Source organism: Kitasatospora sp. NPDC087861 (genome assembly GCF_044742585.1).
In the GTDB taxonomy this organism is placed as follows: domain Bacteria; phylum Actinomycetota; class Actinomycetes; order Streptomycetales; family Streptomycetaceae; genus Kitasatospora.
In genome coordinates, this window is the sequence record NZ_JBIUUS010000024.1 from 29,038 (window position 1) to 53,568 (window position 24,531).

The window sequence follows — 24,531 nt, forward strand, 5'->3', positions numbered from 1 at the left end:
CCTTCTAGCTCGCGGAGATCTTCTTGGTGACGAATTCGTCGATCGCGGTGAGCGAGACGAAGACGTTCAGGAGGATGTCCTCCGGACTGATCTCGACGGAGAACTCGGTCTCCAGGAACTTCATCATCCTGACGTAGCCGAACGAGTCGATGACACCGGCCTTGAAGAGATCGGTGTCCGGGGTGATCACGTCGTCGAACTCGAAGAGGAACCGGTCCTCCAGGTACTTCCTGATCGTTTCCGTCGTCGTTGCCATCGGTCACACTCCAGCCCTGATCTTGAACACCATGTTGGTGAGGGAAAGGCCCCCGATTTCGGCGAATTCCATCCCGTCGTCGCCGTCGACCAGCATCCGGACGCTGTCGGTCCAGCGCACCGGGGACACCAGTTGTTCGGTGAGCATGCGTACCGCCTGCCCCGGTTCGTAGGGCCGGCCCGTGACGTTGGAAACCACGGGGATGGCGGGTTCGGCGAAACTGAATCCCGTCAGGAATTCGGCGAACCGCACCCGGGCCGGCTCCATGTACCGGGAGTGGAACGGCGCACTCACCTTGAGTTGTACGAAGCGGATCTCCCGGCGTTTCAGGCACTCGTGCGCCGCGGCCAGGACGGGCGGGGTGCCCGCGATGACGATCTGTGAGCCGGTGTTGAGGCCGGCAATGTCGACGCCGTCGACGCCGTCCTCCGCCATGAGCTTCAGCAGCTGGTCCGCCGGGGTGTTCATCACCGCGGTCATGCCGCCCGCGGAGGCCGCCGCCATCAGTTCACCGCGCTTGGCGACCAGCCGCAGGCCCGTCTCGAAGTCGAACACGCCCGCCGCGAGCAGGGCGTTGTACTCGCCCAGGCTGTGCCCCAGCAGGAAGTCCGCCCTACGGTCCTCGCCGTGCACCCGCTCGAAATACCGCAGTGCATTGACGACGTAGAGCGCCGGCTGGGTGTACTCGGTACGGGCCAGCAATCCGTCCGGGTCTTCCGTACACAGGGAGACCAGGTCGTATCCCAGCACGTCCGAGGCGAATTGCACAAGGCCCGGATAACGGCCGAAAACCTCCTCCCCCATCCCCTTTTCCTGACTTCCCTGACCAGCAAAGATGACCGCCAGCACGACACTCCTCCCACGTGCGCCTACCTGCTGTTCACCGTGCGCCTACCTGCTGACCTGCAATGACCTGCGCCCGCCGCGCCCCGGCCGAAACCGCCGACGCGAGCACGTCCACGAAGGCCCTGCCGCGGCTGGTCATGGCCAGGTCGGGCATCATGGCCACCCCCAGGGACGAGGGAGGGAGGTCGTCGGCGAGGTCGACCGCACGGACTCTTCCGCCGTCCAACGTCCGCGCGTGCGAAGCGCGTTGATACATCAGCGCGAACCCGGAACCGGCGGCCACCAGGCCGCGCATCGTCTCAAGGCTCGTCGTCGCCACCACCCGTGGCATGCGGACGCCCGCACGGGCGAACATCCGCTCGACGTGGCGGAGCACGCTCGGGGTGTTCAAGGTGACGAGCGGCCGGGTGGCCAACTCGCCCAGACCGAGCGAGCCGGCCATCCCCATCGGGTCGTCGTCCGCCACCAGCGCGTGAACCGTCAGGTCGGCCAGCGGATGGAACCTGGCGTCGCCCGACAGGAAGTCATAGGTGACGGCCAGTTCGCACCGGCCGTCCCGCAGAAGCTCCAGCAGCCGGTCGGCGGACGCCTCGTGGACGTTCAACTGCAGTGCCCCGTACCGCTCTTCGGCCATCCGACAGACCTGCGGCAGCAGGAACGGGGCGATCGGGAAGAAGAACCCGACGTCGAGCTGGCCGGCGGTCTCGCCCGCCAGGGCATCGCCCTGGGCCTTGAGACTCCTGGCCTGCCCCAACAACGCCCGCGCCTCCCGCAGGAGGTGACGACCGCTCGGTGTCAGGGAGACCCCGCGGGCATGGTGACGGAGAAGCAGCTGAACACCGAGCTGACGTTCCAACCGCATGATCGCCGACGAGACCGTCGACTGCGACGCGCATAACTGCTCCGCCGCCTCCGATATGTTGCCGATCTCGGCGGACACGACGAAGTACCGTAATTGTGTGAGGCTGAATCCCAAGCGATCGGTCATGGTGCACGGAAACCTTTTCCCGGAGTCTGACCATTCGGTTTTCGCGGTCGGCCGTGGCGCGCCACGGGAATGCGCCCGGCATTCGGTGACGAACCGCTGGTGAATCGGCGCGCCACGGTCCAGCGCGCCACGGTCCGGCGCGCCGGGGCACGGGTGCCCGCTATCGATACGGAGTCCGGTGACGGCCGGTGACGGTCGCCTCGACCAGCCCGGCAGCACGGGGCGCAGCGCCCCGGCGCGAGCGGACCACGATCCGCGGCGCGTCGGCCGGTTCTCCCCCGCAGCCGCCACGCGCCGACGATCCGTCACCAACGGTGCCGTGCACCGGGCTTACCGCCGACCCTGCCCCCGCAACGACTTCGGGGCCGGCGCGACGAACGGCGAATCCGACGAGGCCGGTTTCCCGGCGTTCGAGGCGTTCGACGCGTTCGAGGTGTTCGAGTACTTCGACGAAGTCAAAGTCGAGCGCTGCTTCGTCTCTTCAGGAAAGCCACCTGCGCGCAGGTAGACACAAAGCGTTTCCGGTCCACTATTATCTGCCGGAGATGCCCCAGTCCCGGAACAGTTCCAGGCGACGGGGCGACGGGGGCGTGTGCGATGACCATGATGACACTTTTCCTCAGCTCCGGTCACAGACGAGAAGCCATCGGGCGGGATGTCGCGGTCCACGTTCACTTGACGTGAGCAGATCAAGTACGTCAAAAGCCAGAAGCGGACAAGCCTCCGAAGAGCCTGCCCTGATCGCCCAGCTCGGAGCCGGGCACGTGTCATACGGTAACTGATAGGTTACCGGTTAACAAGTTGGAGCAAGTGCACGAATGGATCAAGCGCCGGCGGTATGGCAACTGTGGGTACAGAGCCGTCCTGACCTCGACTTGTCGTCGATGGAGATCCTCGGCGGCCTCAAGCACGCACACGCGATGCTGGAGTTCCTCCTTGAACCGGTGTTCGAAGCGGCGGCGGTCAGCTCGTCCGAGTTCGACGTGCTGTACCACCTCCGCCACTCGGCCGAGCCGACGATCGCACGCCGCCTCGCCGCCTCGATGGGCCGCTCGCCGGCCGCACTGAGCAAGGCGCTCGCGAAGCTGGAACGGCGCGACCTCGTGGTCCGGACGGTCAACCCCGCGGACCGGCGCGCCGTCCTGGTCTCCATCACCGACGCGGGCGCGGCCGCCGTCGACGACGTCATGCCCAAGCGCCTGGCGATCGAGCAACAGGTCCTCGGGGCACTCGGCGACGAACAGAGCGCACAGGTACGCATCGCCCTGCGGCGGCTCGCCGAAGCGGTCGAAACCCAGGCCCTGCGCGGCCGGACCACCGAATCGGAGCCCTCCACCACCACCTTGGCCTACTCCCCGCCGCGCTCCCCCGCGCGCGACTCGCCGTCGAGGCCCCCGAGAGCCCCCCGCCGCCAGCTCGCCAACGCCAAATCCCCGCGCAGCGGCCACCCCACGGAGCTGTGACCGTCGGTGGACGACACCTCCGCCGTGCGCCCCGGTGCCGGTGGGTACCGGGGCGGTCGCGTCGCCGGCCGGCCAGGATTCGGGAGGTCCGTATCTGTGGGCTACCCGGCCGCATGGCCATGGCGCGGGCATCCGGCGGGTCGGAGACTGGGGTCGTCGCCGGAAGGGCCGGCGGACGGAAGGACCAGGTGATGACCATGACGAGCGACTCCTCCGCAGCCGGGGTGCGGGTGCCGGACTCGAAGCTGTCGCGGGAGGCGACCGAGCTCGTCCGGGACACCGTGAGCGACCTGATCTACGACCACTCGCGGCGGGTGTACTTCTTCGGCGCCCTCCAGGGGCGCAACCGGGATCTGGGCTTCGACGCCGAGCTGCTCTACATCGCGGCCATGTTCCACGACCTGGGACTGGGCGAGCCCTTCCGGCGCAGCGGACGGCGCTTCGAGGTGGACAGCGCCGATGAGGCCCGCCGCTTCCTGCGGGCGCGCCAGGTGCCGGAGGACAGCATCCGCCGGGTGTGGACGGCCATCGCCCTGCACACCACCCCGGGCATCCCCGAGTTCATGGAGCCCGAGGTGGCGCTGGTGACGGCGGGCGTGGAGTACGACGTCCTGGGCATCGGCTACCACGACATCACCGAGGGCGACCGCGCCGCGATCGTCGCCCTGCACCCGCGCCCCGACTTCAAACAGCGCATCCTCCAGGCGTTCACCGAGGGGGTCCGGCCCAGGCCGGAGACCACGTTCGGCAACGTCAAGGCCGATGTGCTCGCCCACTACGTGCCCGGCTTCGAGCGCGGGGACTTCGTCCGCACCATCCTGGACTCCCCGTGGGCCGAGTGACCCCACGGCGGCGAGCGGACCACGTGGTCGCGGTGGCGGCCTTCGACGGCGTGCAGTTGCTGGACGTCACCGGCCCGGCCGAGGTCTTCACCACGGCCAACCTCTTCGGCGCCCGCTACCAGGTCCGGACCGTCTCCCCGACCGGCGCGCAGGTGCGCACCTCCTCGGGCGTGCGGATCGGCGTGGACGGCGCACTGGACAGTCTGCCGGCGCGGCTGGACACCATGGTCGTGCCCGGCCGGCGGGACTGGCAGCGGGCCGTCGCCGACCCGGAGCTGACGGCCCTGGTCACCGGGCTCGTCCAGCGCTCGCGCCGCATCACCTCCGTGTGTGCCGGAGCCTTCGTGCTGGCCCAGGCCGGAGTGCTCGACGGGCGGCGGGCCACCACGCACTGGCGCCTCGCCGGGCGGCTCGCGGCCGCCTACCCCCGGGTGCGGGTCGAGGCGGACCCGGTGTTCGTCAAGGACGGACCCGTCGTCACCTCCGCCGGCGTCACCGCGGGCATCGATCTGGCCCTGTCCCTGGTCGAGGACGACCACGGCGCCGACCTGGCGCGGGAGGTCGCCCGCGAACTGGTCGTCTTCCTGGCCCGCCCCGGCGGACAGTCCCAGTTCAGCGCCCGTCTGACCCCCCGGACGGCCAAGCACGCGGTACTGCGGCAGGTGATGGACGCCGTCGTGGCAGACCCGGCCGCGCCGCACAGCATGGAGTCCCTGGCCCGTGACGTCGGTATCAGCGCCCGCCACCTGGGCCGGCTCTTCCGCAGCGAGACGGGGCTGACGCCCGGCCAGTACCTCGAATCCGTCCGGCTGGAGAGCGCCCAGGTGCTCCTCGAAACGGGCGACGACCCCGTCGAGACGGTGGCCGGGCAGTGCGGCTTCGGCTCGGCGGAAACCATGCGCCGCATCTTCCAGCACACCCTGGGCATCGCCCCCACCACCTACCGGGCACGCTTCCGCACCACCGCGGCGGCCTGCGGACGTGCACGGTGATGCCGAGGCCTAAGCCTTTCGACATCAGGAGGGCGCGATCAGGAGGGCGCGATCAGGAGGGCGCGGTTCCCGCCCCGGCCGGGGCAGCGGGCCCGCTCGGGAGCTCGAAGCGCACGGTCGGCTCGAAGTTGGCGCGTCGGGCCGCGCGGCGGAACACGGTGCGGACCGCCGGGCCGACGACGAGGACGGCGACGAAGGCGGTGGCGGCGCGGCCGGTGTCCCAGCCGAGCGAGGTGGCCAGGTCGAAGAGCAGGTAGCGGTGCCACTGCTCGGTGAAGGGCAGCCCGGGCAGGTAGGCGATCGAGCTGTTCGGGTCGGTCGAGAACGGCCAGAACGAGAGGTTCAGCAGGAAGCCGAACAGGTAGCCGGAGAAGGCTCCCTGCGCCCGGACCGCACGTTCCCTGATCACGGATGGTCACCCCGGAGGAAGTCCCTCCCGCCGACGGGGAGTTGCCGCTCCACTCCAAGCCCTGCCGAGGGTGACCAGGGCCTGGACGAGGGAGGAGCAGGACGGCACGGGGCGCTTTCCGCCCCGGTACGCAGAGCAAGGGGGATGGGTTCCGATGCGTGCTTCCAGGTGGGCGGCAGGCTGCTACGTGGCCCTGATCGGGGTGATGGCCGGGTCGGGCGGGCTGACCCGGAGCGGCCGCTTCTACCTCGCGGGGATCGTGCTGCCCATTCCCGCCGGGCTCGTCGCGCTGGTGTCTGTGTACGTCGTGCGCGGGCTGTCGACCGGCATCGGCGGGCTGTTCACCGAGACGAGACTGCCGGACGGTGGCGCCCCCGCATGGCCGACCACCACGGGAACGGTGCTCGACACCGCGCTGTTCACGGCCGCTGCGGTCGCCACGATGCTGCTGGCCGAGCGCTTCGTCCGACGCCGCCGGGCGTCCCGCACCACCTGAGCGGCGATCACGAGACGGCCGTCACGAGCCGACGGTCACGAGCCCCGGACCGACCCGCCCTGCACCAGGTCCCACCGAACGCCTCCTCGCCCCGAAGCCGGAGCCCGCCGCGGCGGCGACCGGCCGGGGCACCGCACCGGAGGCGGCCGCGTCGGTGCACTGAGCACCGGAGGACACCCACGTCACCGTGCCGAAAGGCCGGCAGGGGCGACACCCGTCGCCCCTGCCGGCCTTTCGGCACGGGTCGACACCCGAGGAGAACGAGGACAGCGCATTGGGCACCAACACCCAGCCGCCGGCCGGGCGGCGCCCCATCGACGAACCGGCCGTACGGACCGCCCGCGGAGCCGTCGCCGACCGGGGGGCGGTGCAGGCCATGGCGGCCCGGTACGCGCTGCTCGCCGATCCCGGGCGGCTCGCCCTGCTGCTGGCCATCCGCCGCGCCGGGCCGATCTGCGTCACGGACCTCGCCCTGGCGACCGGCATCCGCGACACCACGGTCTCCCAGGCCCTGCGCCTGCTCCGGGCGACCGGGACCGTCTCAGCGGCCCGGCACGGGCGAACCGTCCGCTACCAGTTGGACGACCCCGCCGTCGCCCGGCTCCTGGACCGGGCCGCCGACGCCTGACCGGTCGGCCCGAGCGGGGCCGACCGGCATGTCCGGGTGGCGGCCGGCCGTCGTGACCAGTGCGACGCCGGCACCGCCACCGGCCTGTGGCGGCGGCCCGGACCAGAGCCATGATGGTGGTGGGAGAGGGCCATGATGGTGGTGGGAGAGGAGGCTCTCCGATGATGCGGACCTGGTTCCACCCGCGCACGGGTGAGGGGGCGGCGCTGCTCGGCGTTCTCACCTTCCTGCTGCTGGAAGTGATCGTGCTGAGCGCGCTCCCGCTGCGGGACCGGTTGGTGACCGGCGGTGTGTTCGCCGGTGCGGCGGTCGCGGCCTTCGTCCTGGTGGCGGTCCTGTTGCGCGGCCATCGGGCCGCTCGCCCCGGTACGGACCGGCCCTCCCCGAGCCCTTCGGAGGGGGACTGGTTCAGCCCCGACACCCTGGAGGGGTTCCCGACGGAGGCCGTTCGCCCGTTGCTGCACGGTCCGGACGCGCCGAGCCCCGATACGCTCTCCACCGCGTGGATCCTCGCCACCCACGGGCGCGACGCGGCCTGGATCGCCCACCACGTGGACCTGCCCGTCGGGACGGCCCACCTCCTGGTCGACGCCGCCCGACGGCGCGAAGCCGGCGCCGTCCACGCGCAGGACCCGCCGGGTCGGGGATGATCCCCTGTCGCACGCGGGCGCGACCGTGGCACTACCGCCGGTCCGCCGGTCCTTCGGTCCTCGGTCAGCCGCCGCCGAGGCGGATGGCCTTGACCAGGAGCAGGACGGCGCTGAGCACCAGGTACCCGCGCAGCGCCAGCATGCCGAGGCGCACCCCCGGTGACCATCGGACGGGCTTGAGCAGGGCCAACGGCGGCATGCGCCAGGCCAGCTTGTCCACGGCGGGAATCGCGGGTGGCGGCTTTCCCGGGGCGCCCGCGCGGCTGCGGGCGATGCGCAGGCCGACGGCGGACACGGCCAGTCCCACGACGAGGGCGATGGCGAGCCCGCCGGCGAGCGCTTCGACGTCGACGGCGGGGAACAGGGTGGTCACCATCAGGGTGCCGGACAGCATCAGCAGGACGGAGATGATGAGGGTGGCGACGAGGTTGAGCCAGCGGGGGTTGACCCAGGGGCCGAGGACCTCGGGATCGTTGCAGAGCAGCAGCAGGAAGACGCTGGCGGAGGGGAGGAGCAGGCCGGCGAGGGCCTGGACGGCCTCGGTGATCACGCCGAGCGGTGCGCCGGGGATCAGGACGATGGCGGCGGCGAGCAGCACCATCAGGCTGTAGGAGGCGTAGAACTGCTTGGCTTCGCCGAAGCCCCGGTGGAGGGAGTGGCGCAGGTTGAACACGTCCCCGAAGGCGTAGCTGGTCGCGAGTGTGACGGCCGCGGCGCCGATGATGCTGGCGTCCATCAGGATGACGGCGAACATCACGGCCAGGGCGCGGCTGTGCTGGGCGAGGGCGTGGGCGACGCCGGCGGCGTCCGTGAAGGCGCCCGCGAAGGGAGTGCCGCGGGCGGCGTAGTCGGCGATCATCACCAGGGCCGCCGCGCCGACGACGACCACGAGCGAGCCGATCACGGTGTCGGCGCGCTCGTAGCCGATGAAGCGCGGGGTGATCCGCTTGTCGATGACGTTGGACTGCTGGAAGAACAACTGCCAGGGGGCCACCGTGGTGCCGACGAGCGCGATGATCAGCAGAACGGCGTCGCCGCTGATGCCGCCCTGGATGCCGGGAACCACGAAGTCGTGTGCGGCACGGCCCCATTGGGGCTCCGCCAGCAAGGTGAGCGGGACCAGCAGGAGGCTCACCGCGATGAGCGCGAACATGGCGCGTTCCCAGCGACGGAAGGAGCCGCTGGTGGTGACGGCGATCAGCAGCAGGGCGGCGAGCGGCACGACCAGGTACCTGGAGGCGCCGAGGTAGTCGGCGGCCAGGGAGATGCCGATGAACTCCGTCACGATGGTCAGGAAGTTGAGGACGAACAGGTCACCGACACTGAACCAGCCCCAGAACCGGCCGAAGCGCTCGGTGATCAGCCGGGCGTGGCCGACGCCGGTGACCGCGCCGAGGCGGACGACCATCTCCTGGTTGACGATCAGGACCGGGATGAGCAGGAGAAGGACCCACAGCAGGGAGTAGCCGTAGTTCTGGCCGGCCTGGGCGTAGGTGGCGATGCCGCCGGCGTCGTTGTCGCCGACCATCACGATGATGCCGGGCCCGATGATCGCCAGCAGGGTGAGCAGGCGGGTCTTGAGGCCGGGGCGTTCCTCCGGGCGCTCGCGGGGGATGCGACCGAAGGCGCCTTCGATGTCGCCGAGGTGGGCTTCGTCGAGGACGGCGCCGGGCCTCGGGGCCGGGGCGGGCCTCGCCCCGGGTCTCGCTGCGGGTCTTGCCCCGGGTCTCGCTGCGGGCCTCGCTGCCCGCCTCGCTTCGGGCCGGGGGCTGGCCGGGGCCGGTCCGGGTGCGGGCTTGGCGGGGACGGGCTTGGCGGGGACGGGCTTGGCGGGGACGGGCTTGGAGCGGGGTGCGGCCGCGGGTTCGGGAGACGACGCGGGCTGAGGTCCGGCGGCGGGCCGCCCTGCGGACGGTCTGGCCGGGTGGCCCTCGTCCTTCGGGCGATCGGGCCTTCCGGGCCGGCCGGGTTGCCCCGACCGCCCGGGCTGCCCCGGTTGCTCAGGCGGATCCTGAGCGCCGGTCACGCGCCCTGGTCCGTTCTGTCGTACGGCGGGCCGTCCGCCTGGCCGTGTTCCGCGCGGCGGGTCGGGTGCGGGGCGGGCTCGCGTCGACGCCAGTCCTCAGGGATGACGGTCTCCAGGATGTCGTCGACCGTGATGACGCCGAGGACGCGCTCCTGCTCGTCCACGACCGGCACGGTCAACAGGTTGTAGTCGGTCATCAGCAGGGCGACGTCCTCGACATCGGTGTCCGGCAGCACCCGGACCGGCTGGGTGACCATGACCTGCCGCACCGCCGCGCCCGGATCCGCCTGCAGCAGCGCGACCAGCGTGGCGGTGCCGATCAGCCGCCGCTCCTGCCCGACGGCCTCGACCAGATAGACGCTGGTCAGCGCCTCGGGCTGAAGAGCGCGTGCACCGCGCACGAGATCCAGCGCCTGTGCGACGGTGGAGTCCACCGGGGCGGCGAGGACGTCCAGCGCCATCAGCCCGCCGGCGCTGGCCGGGTTGAACCCCAGCAGGGTCAGGACCTTGGTGCGCTGTCCGGCGGGCAACGCGTCCAGGACCGGTTGGCGGCGGCGCTGCGGCAGGTCGTTGATCGCGTCGGCGGCGTCGTCCGCACGCATCCGGGCGAGCACGGCGGCGATCCCGGCGTCGTCCTTCTCCGCCAGCAGACGGGTCTGCGAGTCGGGCTCCAGTTCCTCGAAGACGTCCGCCTCCAGCTCCGGGTCCGCATGGACCGTCGCCAGGATCTCGTGGGACTCCCCTCGGTCGGCGTTCTCCAGGAGGTCCGCGAGGTCGGCCGGCTTGAGGCGGCCCAGTCGGCCGAACGGGCGCCGTACGCGGGCCGATTGGGAATGGCCGATGAGCGGCTCGAAGGACCTCCAGTCCCGCCACCGCGGTTCCGCCGCCGCGCCCAGTCCGAACAGCCGGGGGCGGTGCGACTGCGTGCCCAGCCGATCGACCACCCAGCCGTCGGGCCGCTCACGGAGTTCGATGTCCTGGGCCCGGACCAGTTCGACGTCGGCCACGTCGACCACCCGATGCCCCAGGACGTCCGCGCGCAGCAGCACCTCGCCCTCGCGACGCTCGAAGGGGCGCAGATCCACGACCTCGCTGGCGAGTCCGATCCGATCCGCGTCGAAGGAGGCGACCTGTTCGACGGGCAGGAACACCTGGTGCTTCCCGATCAGCACCACCAGCCCCGTGACCAGCGGATAGTCCCGCCCGCGCAGCCGGACGATGACATCGGAGAGCCGACCTACCACCGCGCCGCCACGCCCCACCAGCGGGCGGCGCAACAGCCGGGACAACCACAGGGCACGGTCCACGGCACGAAAGCTAGCCGAGCGCGTGCCCGGCGCGACCCCGTATCCCCCGGTCGCGCGCCCGGAACACCTGAAGGGACCAGCCCGGGGCGGGCACCCTCGTGGGCCGATCCTGGGCATCCGCCATCGGACCGTCGACGACCCACCACCGGCGCGCGGGGCACCAGCGGCACCGCACCTGATGCTCCGTGAGTTCCACGACGCGCCCGCGCTGTCAACCCGGGTGTACAGCGCGGGCGCCGCACGGCTTCGTCAGCTCATGGGCACTGGGGGATGTACGGATCGCGATTCACCGAGTGGGCGTTGCCGTCCGCGTACCCCGCGAAGATGTAGCCCGACCAGTACTGCCAGTCGTGGCTGCCCGAGGGAAGTTCGGCGTAGACCTGGTACCAGGTATCGCCCAGGTTGTCGATGCCCTGTCCGACGGTCCAGCACACGGCCATGACGTAACCGCCCGGTGAGAAGTCCGGGGCTCCGCCGACCTTGCCGTTCCAGGTGTTGGGGCTGTTGTAGATGCCCACCGAGTGGCTCGTGTTCAAGTAGACGGCGTCGGTCGCGGATGCGCTGCCCGACGCCAGACCCATTCCCACCGCGGTCAGTGCGGCCACCGTCGCGAGCGAGGCGGCTCGGCGCCCCCATGCGAGCTTCATTTCTCCCCCTTTGATGGAAAACAATCCGGCGAGACGAAGCTACGCCGGGGCGGGTCGGGTGGGAAGAGGGCGCTGGGGCGGATCGCGTGGCGTCGACGCCACGGTGAGACCGGCGGCGACAGCGGCAAGGTCCTGACGCAAGCCGCCGGGATCTCGGCCCTCTGCGCGGCGGGCGTGCGGCGGGACGAGTGTCAACGCAGCGTTCACGGCGTTCACCTGGGAGGGTGGTCCGCCATGCGTGTCCGTCGGTACGCCAACCGTCCGCTCCCCCGCGCTGCTACGAAGGTGCCCGACTGCTCCGATCGGGGCGGGTGTGCGCGGGGCTGATGCGGGGCGAGGCAGGAGCGGATGAAGGCAGACGACGAGGTCCGGACCGTAGCCGTTGCCGGGGTGGACTTCGGTTGGGGCAGCTCCGGGAAGATCAGCGCGGTGCTGTCGGCGCTGCACGGGCGCCGCGACCCGGGGTTGAGGTTCGTCGGGCTGGCGTCGGGGCTGGGGCGGCCGGTGCTGGCCGGGCAGCCGGTGGAGCGCTGGTTCGACCTGCCGGACGGGGAGTTGGCGGCGGCGGTCGCCGAGGTCGTCCGGGCGGAGCGGGTGCGGGCGGCGCTGGTGGTGCTGGACGGACGGCTCGCGAAGGCGCTCGGCTCCTGCGGGGTGCCGGTGGTGTTCGTCGACAGCCTGCCGTTCCTCTGGACGGACGGTGACCGCGACGATCTGCCGCTGGACGCCGACGTGTACTGCGCCCAGCGGTGCGTCGAGCTGCCGCCGGAGTGCGCCGGGGTGCTGGCGGACGTCCGCCGCCTGCGGTGGGTGGACGCGGTGATCGCGACCGGGACAGCCGCCGCGCGGCCCGCGTCGGCGCGTCCGCCCCGGCGGGCGCTGGTGAACCTGGGCGGGCTGCGGGCACCGCAACTCGCCGACTGGTCGGGCTATCCGCGGATCGTGCTGCCCGCCGCGCTGGAGGCCCTGGCCGCGTACGGGGTCGACGAGGTGCACGTCGCGGGCAACCTGCCGGCCCGGCTGGCCGGGCAGCTGGTGGACTCGTGTCCGGCGCCCGTCACGACGACGGTCGGCGCGCTCGCGCACGACGAGTTCCTCGACCGGCTCGGCGCGTGCGATGTGCTGCTCACCTCCCCCGGGCTGACCACGCTACTGGAGGCGGGCCGGCTCGGGGTACCGACGGTCTGCCTGCCGCCGCAGAACCTCAGTCAGATCTTCAACGGCCGCTTCCACAGCAGGGCGCTGGGCACCGATGTCCGCGTCGCCTGGCCCAAGGCCGTCTTCGCCGAGGACGACGCGCTGGCGCTGCGCTCCGAGGGCGAGGGCCGTGCGCTCGACGTGATCTACGGCGGGATCGCCCGCGCCGCCGAGCAGAGCCGGCGCGAGACGACAACCGCCGTGCGGCAGGACGTCCTTGCGGTGCTGGGCCGCCTGGAGACGGAACCCGGCGTCGACTGGGGCGCATTGACCACCGCGGTCGGCACCGGGGGTGCGGCGCAGGTCGCCGACGCCCTGGTCGAACTCCTGGGGGCCGCCGGCCCCGTCCACTGATCCGCCCCCTCGAACCACCAGCCACGAGCCCACGAACCACGAGCCACGAAACGGTCCCGGGTGTCCTCCACAACGCGTACGCGCTCTCGCTACCTGTTCATCCGCATCCTCGAAGCCTGCAACGCCGACTGCTTCATGTGTGACTTCGCGCTCTCCCGCGACACCTTCCGCTTCCCCCTCGCCGACTTCGCCGAGCTGCTGCCGAAGGCCCGCGCCGCCGGGGTCGACTACGTCCGGTTCACCGGCGGCGAGCCGCTGATGCACCCGGACGTCGTGGAGCTGGTGCGGGCCGGCACGGCGGCCGGCATGAAGATGTCGATCATCACCAACGGCTCCCTGCTGCCCAAGCTCGCGCCGGAGTTGGCTGCGGCCGGGCTGGCCCAGGTGATCGTCAGCCTGGACGGCGCCTCGGCGGCCACCCACGACACCTACCGGCGCTCGCCCGGCATGTTCGACGGCGGTCTGCGCGGGCTGCGGCTCGCCGCGGAACTCGGCGTGCTGCCCCGCGTCAACACCGTCGTCGGACCGCACAACTACACCGAAATGCCGGAACTCCAGCAGGTGTTGACCGAGGCCGGGGTCCGCCAGTGGGAGCTGTCGGCGCTCAAGCTGGACCGGACGATCCGCTACCCGGACCCGGACCACGTGCGCGCGGTGTGCGATCCGCTCTACGCGGCCGACCCGGACGCCCTGCTGGTCCCGATGGGCAAGCGCTTCTACGGGGACACGCCCGAGGAGCAGGCCCGCTACTTCGAGGACTCCACCCCGCCCCGGGCCTCGCTGCCGCTCTGCCACGTCGCGGACGACGTGATCTACATCGACGGCAAGGGCGGCCGGATGCACGCCTGCAGCTGCATCCCGCACCGTGAGGGCACCGGCGGCGGGCCCGGCGGGGCGCCGGTGCGCGAGGGCGGGGTGCTGCTGCTGGACACGCCCGCGTTCCGGGAGCACGCGGACTACTTCCGCGAGCGCGGCCCGCAGCTGTGCAACGGCTGCTCGACCACGGCGGCCGGCTACAGCGACGACGTCGCCCGGCTCGGGTCGGTGGCCCCGTGGCGGTACTGACCCCCGATGCCGGGCGGCAGCCGGCGGTGCTGCTCGCCTGCCGGGACGAGCAGTTGGACTCGCTGCTGGCGCTGCGCCGGGTGACCGCCCACCTCGGCGACCTGCCCCGGGCCGTCCTCGCCTCCCACGAGCCGCTGCCACGCGCGGCGCTCGTCTGCGACGAGGAGGCCACCACCGCGCGCCTCACCGCGCTGGGCGTCCCGGTGCTGCACCTGGCCTCCGCGCCGGCGGCCGCCCCCGCGCCCACCGAGCGGCTGCTGCACCGCGCACACTGGCCCGGTTGGCTGGAACACCCGGGCGGCCTACGGCCCACCGGGCTGCTCGCACCGGCCCGACTGGCCCGCCGCCGCAACCGCCGGGGGACGCTGCTGCTGCTCTCGCTCTGGCAGGTGCCGCAACCGGCGGCCGAGGCGTTCACCGGCGATCAACTCCCCTTCCTCGCACGGGAGTCCGTCCGCCGCACCGGGGCCTGCCAGCTGGTCTGCGACACCGGGCTCGACCAGGTCCGGGCGGCCGTCTCGCACCTGCCGGGCGTGACCGTCGGCCGCGCGGCCGAGGTGGACGTGGACGCGCTGCACGCCGGCGCCGAACTGCTGCTCGCCTCACCGACCCTGGCCACCGTCGCGCTCGCCCAGGCCCGCCGGGCCCCGCTGGTCTTCCTCCCCGCGCTCGGCGCCGCCCAACACGACCTGGCCGAGCGGATCACCCGGCACGTCCCGGTGCCGTCGGCGGCCGACCCCGCCGACCCGGCCGTCTGGCAGCCGCCGGGGGCGAACGCGCAGTGGGGCGCGATCGGCCCGGAGCTCGACGACCTGCGCGGCGCGCAGGGCGTCGCCCGGGCCGTCCGTCAACTGCTGCTCGCGCCGCTGTAGCCGCCGTCACCGTCCTCCACCCCGTACGGAGCCGCCATGTCCCCCACCCCCACCGAACCAGGCCCGATCACCGAACCAGGACGAACCACCGGGCCCGACCAGACCTCCGACACCGACCGGGGCGCCGGAGCCGACCGGACCACCGGCCCGCCGCCGAACCGCCCCGGCGCCTCCCCCGCCGAGTGGGACGACTGGCGCTGGCACATGCGCAAGCGCATCAACACCGTCGACAAGGCCCGGCAGTGGATCAACCTCACCGCCGACGAGGAGCGGGCCATCGCCGGGGTCGCCGGCCGGTACCGCTGGAGCGTCACCCCGTACTACGCCTCGCTCATGGACCCGGACGACCCGCTCTGCCCCGTCCGCCAGCAGGCCGTCCCGGCGACCGAGGAGCTGGTGGAGTTCCCGGGCGCCGAGGTCGACCCGGTCGGGGACACCCTCTACCGCCGGACCAACCGGGTGGTGCACAAGTACCCGGACCGGGTGATCATGCTGGTCACCGAGACCTGCCCGGTCTACTGCCGGCACTGCACCCGCAAGTTCCACACCACCGACCTTCAGGGCAGCTACTTCCGGGACGACGAGGGCGGCACCTACGACGAGGACTTCCGCTACATCGCCGAACACCCGGAGATCCGGGACGTGTTGCTCACCGGCGGCGACCCGCTCTCCTACCAGGACGGCCGGCTGGAGGAGATCGTCGCGGGCCTGCGGGCGATCCCCAGCGTCGAGATCATCCGGATCGGCTCGCGCTTCCCCGTGCTGCTGCCGCAGCGGATCACCGACGAGCTGTGCGCGATGCTCTCCCGCTACCACCCGGTGTGGCTGAACACCCACTTCAACCACCCCAAGGAGATCACCCCCGAGTCCGCCGCAGCGGTGGACCGCCTGCTGCGGCACGGCATCCCGGTCGGCAACCAGACCGTGCTGCTGCGCGGGATCAACGACGACGTCCCGACCATGCGCCGGCTGATGACCGAGCTGCTGCGCATCCGGGTGCGCCCGTACTACCTGTACCACTGCGACAACGTCACCGGTGTCGCGCACTTCATGACCTCCGTCGAGAAGGGCTGGGAGATCATGGAGGGCCTGCAGGGCCACATCACCGGTTTCGCCGTGCCGCAGTACGTCCTCACGACGAAGATCGGCAAGATCCCGGTCGCCCGCCCCTCCTTCACCGAGACGCCCGACGGCGGCCTGCTGCTGCGCAACTTCCGCGACCAGCAGCTCCTCGTCGACGGCACCACGCACCCGATCACGGAGTCCGACGCCCGATGACCCTCCACCAACGCCAAGGCCAGCGCTTCCTCCCGTACGGCGCCAACTACCTCGACTGGTCCGACATGGCGGAGCTGAAGGAGGTGATCGACCATCAGGTCCTGTTCCGCTACCAGACCGAGCAGGAGAGCATGGCCTCCCGGCTGGAACGCCTGGTCGGCGAACGGCTGGGCACCGGCCACACGCTGGCCGTGCACAACTGCACCGAGGCGCTGCGGCTGGCGCTGATCTCCACCCGGCCCTCCGTCGGCGACCTCGTGTACATCCCCGCGGTCACCTTCGTGGCGGTGGCGGGCGCGGTGCTGTCCTGCGGCCTGATCCCGGTGCTGGTGGACGCCGACGAGTCCCTCGGCATGGACCCGACCCTGCTGCCGGCGGACGCCCGACGGGTGATCACCGCGCACATGGAGGGCTCGGTGGCCGCCCTGCCGCAGGGCGTGCCGTACGTGATCGAGGACTGCGCGCAGACCCTCGGCGGGCGCTTCCCGGACGGCCGACAGGTCGGGACGGCGGGCTACGCGGGGGTGTTCAGCTTCCACCACAACAAGGTGCTCACCTCCGGCGAGGGCGGGCTGGTGGTGACCGACGACGAGCAGGCCTGGGCGGCGATGCGCTGCTACCACGACCACGGCTCGGCCCGCGTCCCCGGCCACTACCCGACCTGGAACCAGGACGCCTACTACGGCGAGAACTTCGTCACCAGCGAGGAGGTCGCGGCCGTCCAGTGCCAGCAGTTCCGCCACCTCGACGAGGTGCTGGCCGGGCTGGAGCGGATGTACGCCCTCGCGCTGGCCGAACTGCCGGACCGCAGCGACCTCCGGGCGCTCCCGCGCGCCGAGGGCGACGTCAAGGTCAGCCTGCGCTTCCGCTGCGAGTCGCGCGAGCTGCGCGACGCCGCCGTGGCGGCCCTCACCGCCGAGGGGATCGCCAACTGGACGCTGGGCAAGTACCTGCTGCCCGAACACCCGGTGCTGACCGGCCGCCGCTCGCTGTACGCCGACGGCTTCCCGTGGAACCACGCCCCCGAGGGGCCGCTCGCGCTCAGCCGCGACGGCTTCGCCCGCACCCGCGACCTGCTGGAGCGCACGCTCTGCGTGCCGCTCTCCCCCGAACTGCCGCAGCCGCAGCAGGCCGCCGCGGTCAAGGCGATCCGGCGCGTCCTGGAGGCGGTGTGAGCCCGCCCGGTCCGGTCCTGCTGATGGTGGACGACCGCGCCTCCTCCTTCGCCCGCCACGCGGCCCGCACGCTCCCGGACCACCTCGTCCTGCTGCGCTTCGACGAGGCGCGCGCCGACCTCTCCGCGGAGCACCTGCACCGCACCGCGCACCTGCCCGCCTTCTGGGTGCGGGCCGGGGTGCCGCTGGAACAGGAGGCCGCACGCTACCGGCAGTGGGCCGCCGGGCTTCCCGTCGCCCCCAGCCGGTTCTGCAACCCGTCCGAGCCGCGCCAGGTCGTCGCCCAGCGGTTCGCGGCGCTGGCCGGGCTGCCGCACCTGACCGCACAGCAGGTCTCCTGGGTGCGCGACAAGGCCGTGATGAAGCGGCGCTTCCGCGAACTCGGGCTGCGGACGGCCGAGTTCGCCCAGGTCCGGACGGCCGGCGAGATCGAGCGGTTCGCCGCCGAGCACGGCTGGCCGCTGGTGCTCAAGCCGGTGGACTCCTTCGCCTGCGTGGACACCCACCGGCTGGACGGCCCCGAGGCGCTCGCCGCCGTCGACCTGACCGCCCGGGACTGGATGGTCGAGCAGTTCCTCGGCGGCGTCGAGTGGGAGGTGTGCGCGATCATCCTCCAGGGCGAGGTGCTGGACGCCTGGCCGAGTGCGATGCCGTGCCGCCCGCTGGACATCGTCGAGGGCGCGATGAACGCCAACATCAGCGTCGGCACCGACGAGGCCCCGCCGGTCGACCTGCGCGCGCTGCTGCAGCGGATCGTCACCGGCATGGGGATCGACCACGGGTACGCGCACATGGAGTTCTTCCTGATCGACGGCGAGCCGTACGCCGGGGAGATCGGACTGCGGTTGGCCGGCTGCGAGATCCCGGCCAACCACGGGCACGCGTACGGCTTCGACGTCTTCGGCGCCACCCTGGACGTCTACCGGGGGCGGCGGCCGGATCTGAGCTATCGTCAACGACAGTGCGCCGGAGACCTGTTGCTTCCTCTGCCCGAGTCCGGGACGGTCCGCCGGATCACCCCGGTGGAGGAACTGCTGCGGGCCCCCGGGGTGGTCGACGCCGTGCTCAAGGTCGGGGTCGGCGACGCGGTGTCCGCCCGGCGCGCCTCGCACAACGCCTCGGGGTACGTCCACGTGGTGGGAGCCTCGATCGAGGAGGTGGAGCGGCGGATGCGTGCGGTCCTCGGCGCCTTCGTCATCGAGCTGGCGCCCGCCCCCGTGCTGGAGGGCGACCGGTGAGCGACACCCTGCCCCGCGACACCTCGCCACCGCCCCCCGACACCCTGGCGCACCGCGTCCGCTCGCTGCTGCGCCGCCCGCACGTGCGCGCCGTGGCCGGGTGGAGCGTGGTCTCCCGGCTGCCGGTCTACCTGATGTCGCTGGCCACCGTCCTGGTGGTGCGCGAGCAGGGCGGCAGCTTCGCGCAGGCCGGGCTGACCAGCGCGCTGTACACGGCCGGGATGGCGGCCGGCGGGCCGCTGGTCGCCCGGCGGCTCGACCGCGCCGGGCGCCGGCCGGTGCTGCTGGCCACCGGCCTGCTCTACCCGGCGGCGCTCGCCGTCCTCGCCTGGGCCACCCGGCCCGGCACCTGGGGCCAGCTGGCCGCCGCCGCCCTGGCCGGGGTGGCGCTGCCACCCGCCAACGCCTGCATGCGCTCGCTCTGGGCGCGCCTGCCGCTGAGCGACACCGAGCGCGACACCGCCTACCTCTGGGAGGCGGTCCTCGCCGAGGTCCTGGTGATCGGGGCGCCGCTGATGCTGGCCGGGCTGATGCTCGCCGGTTCGGCCGCGCTGGCGCTGACCGCGGTGGCGGCGGTCGGCGGCGCGGGCGCGCTGGGCCTGGCCCTGGTCCGGCTCCCGGCCGGGACCGGCCCCCGACCCGCCGCCCCGGCCGCGCCCCGCGACCTGCTGGGGCCGCTGCGCAACCCGGCCATGCTGGCGCTGACCGGCATCATGGCGGCCTGCGCGGTGCCGATCGGGCTGCTCACGCTCGCCATCCCGGCCTTCGTCGCCGCGCACGGCTCCCCCGGCGGCACCGGCGCGGTCTACGCCTGCTGGGGCGTGGGCAGCGCGCTGGGCGCCGTCTGGCTCGGGCGCTCGCAGTCCGCCGTCCCGGCGACCGTACGGTTCCCGCGTCTGGTCCTCGCGTACGCGCTGGGGACGGGGCTGACGCTGGCGGCCACCTCCCAGCCGTTGCTCGGGCTCGCGCTGGCGATCGGCGGCGCGCCCATCGCCCTGGTGTCCGCCGTCGAGATGACCCTGGTCGGCTCGGTGGCGGACGGCGGCTCGCTGGCGGAGGCCTTCACCTGGGCCTCGCTGGCCACCGTGCTGGGGGACGCCGTCGGCCAGCAGGTCGGCGGCCTGCTGGTGGAGCCGCTCGGGCCACGCGGGGTCTTCGCCGTGGCCTTCGCCATCGCCCTGGCCGCGGCCGCCCTGGCCTTCGTCTGCCGCCCGCTGCTGGACCGCGCCCGCCCCGCCGCCGGGACGTGCGCGGCGTGACCGACTCCCGGCGCCATCCGGCAGCCGTCCGTTCCCACCCCTCCTTCCCACGAGGTCACCGACGATGAACCCCGCAGGCCTGCTCTTCCGGCCGGTCAAGTTCGCCCACCTGCCGTCCGCCGTCAAGGAGTTCCTGGACGCGCCGGACGCGGTCGCGGTGCCCGTCCCGGTCGAGGGCCGGGACGACCTGGCGCAGAGCGCGGAGCTCGCCTCCCGCCTCTACACCGCCCTCGACCGGCCACGGCCGCTGGACCTCGGCGTCGTCCTCGGCGAGGACCGACTCCCGGACGGCGTCGCCGACCTGGCCCGACCGCTGGCCCGGACCTGGCTGCCCGAGAACCAACTCGCCGACGCCCCGGCCTTCCTGCGCGACCACCCGGGCAGCCTGCTGCTGATCGGCTGCTACGACCGGCTCACCCTCGACCCGGTGCGCTCGCTGCTGCTCGCCACCTACCGCAGCCGCACCCACGCCCTCACGCTGCTGAGCGGCCGGGACGCCGCCTCGCTGGCCTGGAGCATCGCCAAGCAGTACGCCCGCGCGGACACCGGCATCGACGCCCTCGGCCTGTTCACCGACACCGACCGGCCGCCGCACCTGCCCGGCGTCCAGGTCTTCGACGACCGGGACTTCGAGCGCGTCGACATCCAGTCCGCGATCCTCGGCACCCGCTGGCGCAAGGTCGCCTTCCAGGGCCACGGCAAGGACGACAGCGTCAACCTGGGCGAGTTCACCATCTGCGGCCTCAACCCGGCCGTCCCGTCCCGGCCGGGGCTGCTCGGCCCGCGCTGCGCGTACGGGCTGCCCTGCTACAAGCCGGAGGACAAGCTCGTCCCGCTGCACCGGGTGACCGCCGTGGAGGTGGTGCTCAGCGCCTGCAACAGCGGGCCACTGGCCGACCTCGCGCTGTACGACCCGAAGTACCAGCTGCTGCTCAACGCGCTGGACGGGCCCGCCCGCACGGTGGTCGCCGCCGTCTCGGTGCACGACTCCGACCGGCCGGAGAACGTCGCCTGGATGCGCTCCGCCCTCACCGGCGCCGACACCGTCGACACCCTCAACGCCAGCCTGGCCGGTTCGCACCCCTACCCGGCCTTCCTGCGCTTCGGCCTGCCCGACACCCCGCACCCCGCACCCGAGCCCGCCGACCACCGTCCCGACCCGCTGGTGCTCACCGTCGGCCGCCGGCTGAACGCCCTGCTCGGCTCCGAACTCCTGCCGCACAACCACGCGTTGCGCCCCCGGCTGACCAAGCTGGCCCGCAAGGTGGACCTCTGGGTGGCCCGGCCCACCCACCTGGCCGACCAGTCCGCCGCCGAGATCCACACCTCGCTCACCGCCGACCTGCAGTCGCTCGACCACGCGATCGCCGGGCAGGTCGCGGCGAACCCCGAGGACGAGCTGATGACCTACCCGGCGCATTTCGGCGACCGCAGCTCGCTCGACCACGAGGTCCGCGAGGTGACCTGCCACTGCGGCCGCCCGGCCCAGGAGTTCACCCGCCGCGGCCTGCTCCCGCAGGTCCTGGACACCACCTGCGCGGTCTGCATGCGCTGCGGCGACGTCACCTTCCGGCTGCCGGAGGCGCCCTCGCTGCTCGCGTACAGCGCCGACGAGGTCGAGCAGGGCGGCTTCCTGGAGGTGCGCGCCGTCCTCAACGCCGCCCGCACCGGCCCCGTCCGGCTCGGCCTGTTCGTGCCGACCTACCTGCGCGAAGACGCCCGCGTCGAACCGGAGCTGGTGAAGGTGCGCGCCACCGGCGGACAGCCTCAGTACGTCGTGTTCCGCGTCCGCTTCGACCCGGCCACCGCCCCCCAGGCGTACTACTTCACGGTCTTCGCCGTGCAGGACCTCGCCGTCTCCACCGCCCGGCGCCACTTCGGCGTCCTGCCCCGCTGATCCCCCGCACCACGAGAAAGACGACCGCCATGACGACGCCTGCCACCAAGCCCGAGATCCGACTCATCGAGCAGAACGGTGAAGTAACCCTCAGCATCGGAGGCGAACAGGCCATGCAGGCCTGGGAGCGCGACCTGATGTGGGCCAGCGCCGACCTGCTCTGCGAGTACGGCCAGGACTTCTACGAGGTCGGGCTCGGCCTCGGCCTGTCCGCCCTGCGGATCGCCCGACACCCCGCCACCCGCCGCCACACCGTCCTCGAACTCTTCGACGAGGTCGAGGAGTTGTTCCGGGCCAAGAACCCGGACCTGCCCGGGAACCTGACCGTCGAGCGCGGCGACTTCTTCCAGCGGATCTTCGAACTGCCCTCGGAGAGCATCGACGGCATGTTCTTCGACCCGGCCCTGGACATGGAGGTCTGGACCGACGCCGAGCTGTGGGCCAGGACCATGCCCGAGGTGGTCCGGGCGCTGCGCCCGGGCGGCGTGTTCATCCCCTTCTTCAGCACCAAGCCCGAGCTGCGCTGGCAGTACACTCCGCACTTCCGCTCCATCCGGGTCGAGCGCCACCCGTACACGGCCTACGACACCACCGAGTACACCTTCGGCACCAGCGGCGACGCCTACATCCAGTGCTTCATCAAGGACTGACCGCCATGACCACTCAGCCCACCGCCGCCGCGCCCGCAGTCCGCTCACTGTTCCTGGCCGGGCCGTTCATCCAACTCCTCGACCCCGCCACCGGCCTGATGCCGGACGACGCCCGGGCGCCGTTCGACCTTCTGATCAAGCACTTCGAAGCCCAGGGCGTCGCCGTGCACAACGCCCACCGCCGCGAGGCGTGGGGCGAGGAACTGATGCGGCCCGAGCAGTGCACCAAGCTCGACCAGGACGAGATCCGCAAGGCCGAACTGTTCGTCGCCCTGCCCGGCTTCCCGGCCTCGCCCGGCACCCACATCGAGATCGGCTGGGCGAGCGCCTTCGGCAAGCCGATCGTCCTGCTGCTGGAGCGCGGCCGGGAGTACACCTTCCTGGTCCAGGGCCTGCACACGGTGGCGACCGTGGAGCAGGTCGTCTACACCGACCTCGGCACCGCGCTGCCCGGCGTCGACCGGGCGGTCGAACGGGTGCTGGCCCGGCACCGGGAGACCATCCCGGCGCGCTGACCCGCACCGGCGGCCACCGATCGGAGCACGACCGATGAGACGAACCCCCATCCTGCTCGCCGTCCTCGCCGTGCTCCTGTCGGTGGCCGCGGCCCCGCCACCGTCACCACCTGTGCCTGCGCCTGTGCCTGTGCCTGTGCCTGTGCCGCAGGCTGACACCGTCCGCACCCCGGCCCGGCCCGCCTACACCGTCGCGCTGCGCAGCGACGCCACCGGCGGCAGCTGGCGGGGCCACGAGCGGATCACCTTCACCAACGCCTCGCCGCAGCCGCTGCACGAGGTGTACTTGCGGCTCTGGGACAACTCCCACGGCGGCTGCGCGGCACCGCCCGTCCGGCTGTCCGGCCTCTCGGGCGGCTACTCCCTGGACTGCACCGCGCTACGGGTCGCCCTGCCCCGGCCGCTGCCCCCGGGAGCGGCCGGCACCGTCGAGTTCGACCTCGCCGTCGACGCCCCCGGCGCCGCCGACCGGTTCGGACGGGACGGCGCCTTCACCTTCCTCGGCAACGCGCTGCCGGTGCTCGCCGTCCACGACGAGGCCGGCTGGCACCTCGACCCGTACACCGGCAACGGCGAGTCCTTCTACGCCCTCGCCGCCGACTTCGCCGTCACCCTGGACCACCCCTCCGAGCTGCTGGTCCCCGCCACCGGCAGCGCCGTCGACGCCCCCGGTGCCGAGGGCCGGACCATCACCCGGGCGGCCGCGCGCCAGGTCCGCGACTTCGCCTGGGCGGCCGGCCCGTTCACCCGGATCACCGGCCGCTCCCCCGGCGGTGTCCGGATCGGCGTCTTCGCGGCCGCGAACGTCACCGCCGAGGACGCCCGGCGGATGCTCGAGCTCGCCCTCGCCACCATCGACGCCCACTCGGCCCGCTACGGCCCCTACCCGTACGGCGAGTTGGCCGTCGTGCTGGACAACGCCTTCTGGTTCAGCGGCATGGAGTACCCGGCCTTCGTCCTCGACCGGGTCAAACCCAGCGCTCTCGTCCACGAGTTGGCGCACCAGTGGTGGTACGGCATCGTCGGCGACGACCAGTACCGCGCGCCCTGGCTGGACGAGTCCTTCAGCGAGTACGCCACCGACCTCGCCCTCGGCCGCACCGGCGAGGGCTGCACGGCCGCGACCCCCTGGGAGTCCGACGCCGAACGCCTGACCAACCCGATGGCCTACTGGGACGCCCACCCCGCCCGCTACGAGGCCGTCGTCTACGACCACGGCGCCTGCGCCCTGCACGAACTGCGCCGCCTCATCGGCCCCGCCGCGATGTCCGCCCTCCTGCACGACTACGCCCGCACCCACTGGTACGGCCTCTCCACCACCGCCGCCTTCAAGTCCGCCGCCCAGGCCGCCACCCTCATCGACCTGGCCCCCTTCTGGCGCGAGCACCGCATCGACGGCTGACCGCCGCCGGGCCCTGAGCCGGGTGTCCGGCCGGGGCGCTGCCCACGCCCGCCTGATCCCCCTGGTCAGGACAGCCCCC

24 protein-coding genes and 1 pseudogene are annotated in these 24,531 nt (G+C 72.6%); 18 read left to right on the forward strand and 7 right to left on the reverse strand.

The window, feature by feature from the left end; all coding sequences use genetic code 11:
• Positions 1 to 4 precede the first annotated feature (4 nt).
• Genes ACIOJE_RS29190 through ACIOJE_RS29200 form a run of 3 tightly spaced genes read right to left on the reverse strand, consistent with a single transcriptional unit; the run spans position 5 to position 2,090 of the window.
• A complete protein-coding gene (locus ACIOJE_RS29190) occupies positions 5 to 256 on the reverse strand; it encodes an acyl carrier protein (protein WP_280681970.1) in 252 nt (83 codons plus the stop codon).
• 3 nt (positions 257 to 259) lie between these two features.
• Complete coding sequence (gene fabD, locus ACIOJE_RS29195; protein ID WP_400780158.1) at positions 260 to 1,105, reverse strand: ACP S-malonyltransferase; 846 nt, start codon at positions 1,103 to 1,105, stop codon at positions 260 to 262.
• Between the two features lie 31 nt (positions 1,106 to 1,136).
• On the reverse strand, positions 1,137 to 2,090 hold the full coding sequence (locus ACIOJE_RS29200) for a LysR family transcriptional regulator (RefSeq protein WP_400780160.1): 954 nt from the start codon (positions 2,088 to 2,090) through the stop codon (positions 1,137 to 1,139).
• A 178-nt stretch (positions 2,091 to 2,268) separates the two neighbouring features.
• Here ACIOJE_RS29200 and ACIOJE_RS29205 point away from each other — a divergent pair, with 178 nt between their 5' ends.
• The 4 genes from ACIOJE_RS29205 (at position 2,269) to ACIOJE_RS29220 (ending at position 5,387) form a co-directional block, all read left to right on the forward strand.
• Complete coding sequence (locus ACIOJE_RS29205; protein WP_400780162.1) at positions 2,269 to 2,598, forward strand: hypothetical protein; 330 nt, start codon at positions 2,269 to 2,271, stop codon at positions 2,596 to 2,598.
• A 376-nt stretch (positions 2,599 to 2,974) separates the two neighbouring features.
• On the forward strand, positions 2,975 to 3,553 hold the full coding sequence (locus ACIOJE_RS29210; protein WP_280681963.1) for a MarR family winged helix-turn-helix transcriptional regulator: 579 nt from the start codon (positions 2,975 to 2,977) through the stop codon (positions 3,551 to 3,553).
• A 197-nt stretch (positions 3,554 to 3,750) separates the two neighbouring features.
• Positions 3,751 to 4,395 (forward strand): HD domain-containing protein, encoded by a 645-nt coding sequence (locus ACIOJE_RS29215; RefSeq protein ID WP_280682147.1) that lies wholly within the window; start codon positions 3,751 to 3,753, stop codon positions 4,393 to 4,395.
• Positions 4,383 to 5,387, forward strand: a complete 1,005-nt coding sequence (locus ACIOJE_RS29220; RefSeq protein WP_280681961.1) for a GlxA family transcriptional regulator — start codon at positions 4,383 to 4,385, stop codon at positions 5,385 to 5,387. Before ACIOJE_RS29215 ends, ACIOJE_RS29220 begins: the two co-directional genes overlap by 13 nt.
• A gap of 52 nt (positions 5,388 to 5,439) precedes the next feature.
• Here the strand turns inward: ACIOJE_RS29220 and ACIOJE_RS29225 are convergent.
• A pseudogene (locus ACIOJE_RS29225) lies at positions 5,440 to 5,766 on the reverse strand (ECF transporter S component); the annotation flags it as partial.
• 184 nt (positions 5,767 to 5,950) lie between these two features.
• On the opposite strand from ACIOJE_RS29225, the gene ACIOJE_RS29230 reads away from it, so the two are divergent.
• The 3 genes from ACIOJE_RS29230 (at position 5,951) to ACIOJE_RS29240 (ending at position 7,570) form a co-directional block, all read left to right on the forward strand.
• The gene (locus ACIOJE_RS29230) at positions 5,951 to 6,292 is read left to right on the forward strand and encodes a hypothetical protein (protein ID WP_400780165.1); all 342 of its coding nucleotides are present in this window, start codon (positions 5,951 to 5,953) and stop codon (positions 6,290 to 6,292) included.
• Between the two features lie 274 nt (positions 6,293 to 6,566).
• Positions 6,567 to 6,920 (forward strand): metalloregulator ArsR/SmtB family transcription factor, encoded by a 354-nt coding sequence (locus tag ACIOJE_RS29235; protein WP_280681951.1) that lies wholly within the window; start codon positions 6,567 to 6,569, stop codon positions 6,918 to 6,920.
• A 161-nt stretch (positions 6,921 to 7,081) separates the two neighbouring features.
• Positions 7,082 to 7,570, forward strand: coding sequence for a hypothetical protein (locus tag ACIOJE_RS29240; RefSeq protein WP_280681949.1), 489 nt, complete (start codon positions 7,082 to 7,084; stop codon positions 7,568 to 7,570).
• Between the two features lie 64 nt (positions 7,571 to 7,634).
• Here the strand turns inward: ACIOJE_RS29240 and ACIOJE_RS29245 are convergent, their stop codons facing one another.
• From ACIOJE_RS29245 to ACIOJE_RS29255, 3 genes are all read right to left on the reverse strand, one after another.
• Entirely contained in the window at positions 7,635 to 9,098 is a 1,464-nt protein-coding gene (locus ACIOJE_RS29245; protein ID WP_400780168.1) for an NRAMP family divalent metal transporter, read from the reverse strand.
• Between the two features lie 494 nt (positions 9,099 to 9,592).
• On the reverse strand, positions 9,593 to 10,903 hold the full coding sequence (locus ACIOJE_RS29250) for a magnesium transporter MgtE N-terminal domain-containing protein (protein WP_400780170.1): 1,311 nt from the start codon (positions 10,901 to 10,903) through the stop codon (positions 9,593 to 9,595).
• A gap of 254 nt (positions 10,904 to 11,157) precedes the next feature.
• Positions 11,158 to 11,550: a hypothetical protein gene (locus ACIOJE_RS29255; protein WP_280681943.1), complete on the reverse strand. Its 393-nt coding sequence runs from the start codon at positions 11,548 to 11,550 to the stop codon at positions 11,158 to 11,160.
• Between the two features lie 348 nt (positions 11,551 to 11,898).
• On the opposite strand from ACIOJE_RS29255, the gene ACIOJE_RS29260 reads away from it, so the two are divergent.
• From ACIOJE_RS29260 to ACIOJE_RS29310, 11 genes are all read left to right on the forward strand, one after another.
• Positions 11,899 to 13,101, forward strand: coding sequence for a hydroxymethylcytosylglucuronate/cytosylglucuronate synthase (locus ACIOJE_RS29260; protein WP_400780172.1), 1,203 nt, complete (start codon positions 11,899 to 11,901; stop codon positions 13,099 to 13,101).
• A 60-nt stretch (positions 13,102 to 13,161) separates the two neighbouring features.
• Positions 13,162 to 14,166, forward strand: a complete 1,005-nt coding sequence (blsE, locus tag ACIOJE_RS29265) for a cytosylglucuronate decarboxylase (RefSeq protein ID WP_280681939.1) — start codon at positions 13,162 to 13,164, stop codon at positions 14,164 to 14,166.
• Complete coding sequence (gene blsF / locus ACIOJE_RS29270) at positions 14,154 to 15,038, forward strand: CGA synthase-related protein (protein WP_400780175.1); 885 nt, start codon at positions 14,154 to 14,156, stop codon at positions 15,036 to 15,038. The genes blsE and blsF overlap by 13 nt, the downstream gene beginning before the upstream one ends.
• Before the next feature lie 36 nt (positions 15,039 to 15,074).
• The gene (gene blsG / locus ACIOJE_RS29275) at positions 15,075 to 16,316 is read left to right on the forward strand and encodes an arginine 2,3-aminomutase (RefSeq protein WP_280681936.1); all 1,242 of its coding nucleotides are present in this window, start codon (positions 15,075 to 15,077) and stop codon (positions 16,314 to 16,316) included.
• A complete protein-coding gene (locus ACIOJE_RS29280; protein ID WP_280681930.1) occupies positions 16,313 to 17,491 on the forward strand; it encodes a DegT/DnrJ/EryC1/StrS family aminotransferase in 1,179 nt (392 codons plus the stop codon). The genes blsG and ACIOJE_RS29280 overlap by 4 nt, the downstream gene beginning before the upstream one ends.
• Positions 17,488 to 18,729 carry an ATP-dependent carboxylate-amine ligase gene (locus ACIOJE_RS29285; RefSeq protein ID WP_400780178.1) on the forward strand — a complete coding sequence of 414 codons (1,242 nt, stop codon included), beginning with the start codon at positions 17,488 to 17,490 and terminating at the stop codon, positions 18,727 to 18,729. Before ACIOJE_RS29280 ends, ACIOJE_RS29285 begins: the two co-directional genes overlap by 4 nt.
• Complete coding sequence (locus tag ACIOJE_RS29290) at positions 18,726 to 19,988, forward strand: MFS transporter (RefSeq protein WP_400780180.1); 1,263 nt, start codon at positions 18,726 to 18,728, stop codon at positions 19,986 to 19,988. The genes ACIOJE_RS29285 and ACIOJE_RS29290 overlap by 4 nt, the downstream gene beginning before the upstream one ends.
• A 64-nt stretch (positions 19,989 to 20,052) precedes the next feature.
• Positions 20,053 to 21,885, forward strand: coding sequence for a hypothetical protein (locus tag ACIOJE_RS29295; protein WP_400780182.1), 1,833 nt, complete (start codon positions 20,053 to 20,055; stop codon positions 21,883 to 21,885).
• A gap of 29 nt (positions 21,886 to 21,914) precedes the next feature.
• Positions 21,915 to 22,535 (forward strand): class I SAM-dependent methyltransferase, encoded by a 621-nt coding sequence (locus tag ACIOJE_RS29300; protein WP_280681922.1) that lies wholly within the window; start codon positions 21,915 to 21,917, stop codon positions 22,533 to 22,535.
• 5 nt (positions 22,536 to 22,540) lie between these two features.
• Entirely contained in the window at positions 22,541 to 23,050 is a 510-nt protein-coding gene (locus ACIOJE_RS29305; RefSeq protein WP_400780184.1) for a nucleoside 2-deoxyribosyltransferase, read from the forward strand.
• Between the two features lie 142 nt (positions 23,051 to 23,192).
• Positions 23,193 to 24,452 carry a M1 family metallopeptidase gene (locus ACIOJE_RS29310; RefSeq protein WP_400780186.1) on the forward strand — a complete coding sequence of 420 codons (1,260 nt, stop codon included), beginning with the start codon at positions 23,193 to 23,195 and terminating at the stop codon, positions 24,450 to 24,452.
• The last annotated feature ends 79 nt before the right edge of the window (positions 24,453 to 24,531 follow it).